Origin of the sequence: Methylobacterium sp. WL116, assembly GCF_008039455.1 — a bacterium.
Classification (GTDB): Bacteria; Pseudomonadota; Alphaproteobacteria; order Rhizobiales; family Beijerinckiaceae; genus Methylobacterium.
The window spans coordinates 1-4,209 of the sequence record NZ_VRUV01000403.1; the positions used below are offsets into that span (position 1 = coordinate 1).

At 71.3% G+C, this 4,209-nt stretch carries 4 protein-coding genes and 1 pseudogene; 2 read left to right on the forward strand and 3 right to left on the reverse strand.

The window, feature by feature from the left end; translation table 11 throughout:
* Positions 1-584: pseudogene (locus FV223_RS21410) on the reverse strand (carboxypeptidase M32); the annotation flags it as partial.
* A gap of 325 nt (positions 585-909) precedes the next feature.
* Between FV223_RS21410 and FV223_RS21415 the strand changes: the two are divergent.
* Both FV223_RS21415 and FV223_RS21420 read left to right on the forward strand, forming a co-directional pair.
* Entirely contained in the window at positions 910-1,563 is a 654-nt protein-coding gene (locus FV223_RS21415) for a DJ-1/PfpI family protein (protein ID WP_147728893.1), read from the forward strand.
* 125 nt (positions 1,564-1,688) lie between these two features.
* Entirely contained in the window at positions 1,689-1,877 is a 189-nt protein-coding gene (locus tag FV223_RS21420; RefSeq protein ID WP_147728892.1) for a hypothetical protein, read from the forward strand.
* Positions 1,878-1,889: 12 nt separating this feature from the next.
* Here the strand turns inward: FV223_RS21420 and FV223_RS21425 are convergent, their stop codons facing one another.
* The gene (locus FV223_RS21425) at positions 1,890-2,786 is read right to left on the reverse strand and encodes an MBL fold metallo-hydrolase (RefSeq protein ID WP_147728894.1); all 897 of its coding nucleotides are present in this window, start codon (positions 2,784-2,786) and stop codon (positions 1,890-1,892) included.
* Positions 2,787-2,991: 205 nt separating this feature from the next.
* Positions 2,992-4,182, reverse strand: a complete 1,191-nt coding sequence (locus tag FV223_RS21430; protein ID WP_246689752.1) for a murein L,D-transpeptidase family protein — start codon at positions 4,180-4,182, stop codon at positions 2,992-2,994.
* Positions 4,183-4,209 lie beyond the last annotated feature (27 nt).

The following is a 4,209-nucleotide window of genomic DNA, read 5'->3' on the forward strand; positions in this document are numbered from 1 at the left end:
GGCGCGGGCTCGCGCGCCTGCCGCTCGCGTGCCTCGGCCACCAGCCCGGGAAGCCGGGTGCGCAGGTCGGCGAAGAGCGGATCGATAGTCGCGCGCCGCATGCCCGGATCGTACTCGTCGAGCAGCGCGTCGTAGGTGCCGAGCCCGAGGGCCGCCCCCTTGATCGCCCCGATCTCGCGCTGGAGTCGCAGCACCTCGGCCAAGTGCGGCAGCAGCATCCTGAAATCCGACTGCGCGCGGGCCTCGCGCCAGACCATCTCCGCCTTCGAGATCGCCCGCGAGCTCGCCTCGACGAGGTCGCCCGGCACCGCCGCGGCATGGGCGTGGAGGCGGCGCATCTCGGCGAGGTTCGCAGCCCGCCACGGGTCGAGGGCGGTCTCGTCGGCAGCCGACAGCGCGTCGGCGGTTTCGGGCGCCGTCAGGATCTCGTGGGCGATGCCGCGCAGGACCGCGAGCTGGTCGGCGCGGCCGTCGGCGGCACCGTCCGGCATCAGGGTCTGCGAGTCCCAGCCGAGGATGCCGGCGGCGGCGCCGATCGCGTCGAGGCGGGCGAAGCGGCGTTCGAGGCTGGAATAGACGTTCACGATGCGAAGGCCCCGCGGTGACGATCCGGCTGCGAACGGCCGGGATGGGTGCTCTCGTCATAGGCGGCCGTCGGCGCTGCGAACACCCCGACCGGGGCCGAAGACGCTCGCGAGCCCATATCGGCGAGCCCGACCGCGCCTTCCTAGCCGAAAACCCCATATGGTCGCGATGCGCCGCAGGCGTCGCCGACACCGGAGCCGTTTCGTGGATCGCCGCGCCTTCGTCGCCGCAGCCCTGGCCTGCACTGGCCTCGTCGGAGGATCGGCGGCAAGCACCGCGCCCGAACCCGCGGTGATCCCGGACGGTCGCCCGGTGCGGATCGCCATGCTGCTGTTTCCGGGCATGACGGCGCTCGACGTCGTCGGGCCGCAGGAGATCCTCGCGGGCCTCGCACCGGGAAACCTGCATCTCGTCGCACGGGCGGCAGGTCCCGTGGCGAGCGACACCGGGCTCGCCCTCCTCGCCACCGCCGACTTCGAGACCTGCCCGCGCGACCTCGACGTGCTGTTCGTTCCCGGCGGGGACGGCACGCCCGACCAGATGCGCGACGCTGCGACCCTCGCCTTCCTGCGCGATCGCGCCGACCGGGCCGCCTGGGTCGCCAGCGTCTGCACCGGGTCGCTGATCCTCGGAGCAGCGGGATTGCTCTCGGGGTACCGCGCGACCTCGCACTGGTGCGTGCGCGACGCCGTGCTGCCGCTGCTCGGCGCGGTGCCGGTCGACGAACGCGTGGTGTTCGATCGCGACCGCGCCACCGCGGCCGGCATCTCGGCCGGGCTCGATTTCGCCCTGGCGCTCGCGGCCAAGCTCCGCGGCGAGGCCTATGCCCGCACCAGCCAGCTCGTGGCGGAATACGCGCCGCGCCCGCCCTTCGATGCCGGAAGCCCGTCCGCGGCCGGCCCCGCGATCACCCGCGCGGCGGACGCGATCCTGGCGCCGCTCGTCGCGGGCGCACTGGCTGCGAGCCGCGACCGGTGAACCGTACCGCAGCGCACGCCTCCGTGAACGGGCGCGCCGGAACGGCAACCACGGGTAAGCATTCTGGCAAGTGAAGCCGTCGCGAGGCGACGGCCGCCATCCTGGACCACTACGCCGGACCTGCCATGATCCTCGGAATGCTCGTCTCGGCCGTCATCGCGGCGCTCGGCCTGCTCGTGGCGCTCGGCCGGATCGGCCATCCGATCGACGGGCAGGTGCTCACCAATTTCGGCTGGAGCGGCGTGATCATCGGCGTCGCGCTGTTCGGCTTCTTCGCCTACCTGATGCGCGGGCGCCGACGCCCGGTGGCGTGAGCCGTGACGGTGTCAGGCGATGCGGATCAGCGGCTCGCGACGCAGCGCCGGCGTCGCGCCGACCTCGACGCGCTGGCGCTCGCGGGCAATGTAGGCCGTCGGCATGATCGCCTGCATGTCCGCCTCGACCGCGCGCAGGGTCGCGTCGGAGTGGCATGGATGCAGGTGGATGATCGCCAGCGCCTTCACGCCGGCGGCCTGCGCCAGCTCGACGCCCTTCTGCCAGGTCGAGTGGCCCCAGCCGCGGCAGGTCGGGTATTCGCAGTCGGTGAACATGCCGTCGTAGACGATCAGGTCGGCATCCTCGACGAAGCGCATCAGGGCGGCGTCCGGCCAGGGATCGGTGTGCTCAATGTCGCTGATGATGCAGAGCCGTTTCCCGTCATGCTCGAACCGATAGCCGACAGAGCCCTGGGGATGGTTGAGCAGGATCGTGTCGACGGTCGCGCCGTCGGAGAAGGTCAGGGTCTCGCCGGCGCGGAAGCCGTGATGCTTGAGCGTGCAGGGCAGGACGTCGAGTGTAACCGGGAAGAGCGGCGGCGCGTATAACCGACCGAGCGTGTCCTCGGCCGACTGCCCGTCGAGGTTCCCGCACCAGGTGTGGACGGTCCGCTCGGGATCGAACACCGCCGGTTTGAAGAACGGCAGTCCGCCGGTGTGGTCGAGATGGAGATGGCTGAAGAGAAGATCGACGTCCCTCGGCAGGTCCTGCCGGTTGTGCTGGCCGCACGCGTAGAGGCCGGAGCCGGCATCGACGACGAACAGGCGCTCGCCGCAGCGCACCTCCATGCACGGGGTGTTGCCGCCGAACTCGGCGTATTCCGGGCCGCTCACCGGCGTCGAACCACGCACGCCCCAGAAGCGCAGCGTGAGACCGCCGTCCGATACTGGACTTCTCGACATCGTCATCACGGGTCGTTTTCGTTCGGATGGTCCGATCGCCTTCGATCTGGAACCGTTCTCCGCTTCGCCGTCAATGCGACCGAGGCGGTGGGCGGACGGTGGTTTTCTCATCGCCGCTCTCTGACAGGGGTTGAGATGGGTGGCCGCCGCACGCTGCGATGTGCGAGCCCGCACATGGGATAAGTCCCATCCACGCCTCGCGTTTCGGAGATCACGGGCGTTCGGCGAGGGCGAGCGGACCGGTCGGAGCCCGAACGGGCACCGTCGGATCGCTGGCGCCGGCCGCCCGGACGAGCCGCGGAAGCCGGTCCCGGTAGCGGGAATCGAGGCCGTCGAAGCGATCGGCCTCGCGCTCGTAGGACGGCACGAAGCCGGCCATATGGGTCGGGGACAGGGGCGAGCCCGGCGCCGCCCAGGCGGCCCAGGTCACCTCGGGCACCGGTGGCGCGCGCCGACGGGCGGGGATGACGATCGTCTCCAACCCGGCATAGGCCAGCGCCTCGGGGCGGCTGACCTCGCCGAGCGACGTGCCCTTGGCGGCGAGCGCCGCCCAGAAAGCGTGTTGGCCGCCGTCGGAATAGCTGGTGCGGATCGCGGCCGCCCCATCGTCGACGAAGGCGGCGATGCGGGCCTCCTCCGCCGCCCGGCGGGTGACGACGGCGGCTTCCTTGGCCGGGTCCTTCGACGGCGCGAAGACGTAGCGGCCGCCCTCGACGCCGACCTGCAGCTCGTCGCCGGTCGCCTCGAACCGGTCCGCGCCCGCCTTGAGCTCGCGCCAGAACCCGATGTTCGGATCGGTGCGATAGCGCGCCATGTTCTCCGCGGTCATCCGGAACGGATAGGCCTGGAACTGGAACGCCGCCTGCCCGCCCTTCAGCGCGTCGCGGGCGATCGCGTAGATCTCGCCGACGGTGTGGTCCATCATCGCGAAGCAGCCCATCGACGAGCACACGCCGTGCACCATCACCGCCGAGCCGGTGCCGCCATGCGCCCGGTCGTAGGCGTTCGGGTAGCCGACGTCGAAGGACAGGTAGTAGTGCGAGTTCGGGTTCATCTGGCGCTGCGGCACCATGTAGAAGCCCTCCGGCGTCTGCCGGTCGCCGTTCTTGCGCTTGGGACCGAGCTGGCCGGACCACCGGCAGATCGGGAAGGTCTTGAGGTAGACGAAGCGGCCGCCGGCGGCCTTCTTCCACACCTCGATCTCGGAATCCTTCTTGTAGGCCCGGAACAGCACCGGCGCCTGCGGGCTCGTACCCTTGGCCGCCATCAGCGCGAGGGTGGCGGCGGGGATCGGCGCCTCGGCCTTGGCGTTCTGCGCCGACGCGTCGCCCGCGAACAGCAGGGCGAGCACGACGGCGAAGCCGGTCGGGACCAGACCTTTCAGACGGTGGGCGGGAGGCATCGCGGGGCCGGCCGCGGACGGGCTTCC

Coding starts and splice junctions, on each gene's coding strand:
- FV223_RS21420 (WP_147728892.1), top strand. CDS start 1,689: ATGATCCTCGGAATGCTCGTCTCGGCCGTCATCGCGGCGCTCGGCCTG.
- FV223_RS21425 (WP_147728894.1), bottom strand. CDS start 2,786: ATGACGATGTCGAGAAGTCCAGTATCGGACGGCGGTCTCACGCTGCGC.
- FV223_RS21430 (WP_246689752.1), bottom strand. CDS start 4,182: ATGCCTCCCGCCCACCGTCTGAAAGGTCTGGTCCCGACCGGCTTCGCC.
- FV223_RS21415 (WP_147728893.1), top strand. CDS start 910: ATGCTGCTGTTTCCGGGCATGACGGCGCTCGACGTCGTCGGGCCGCAG.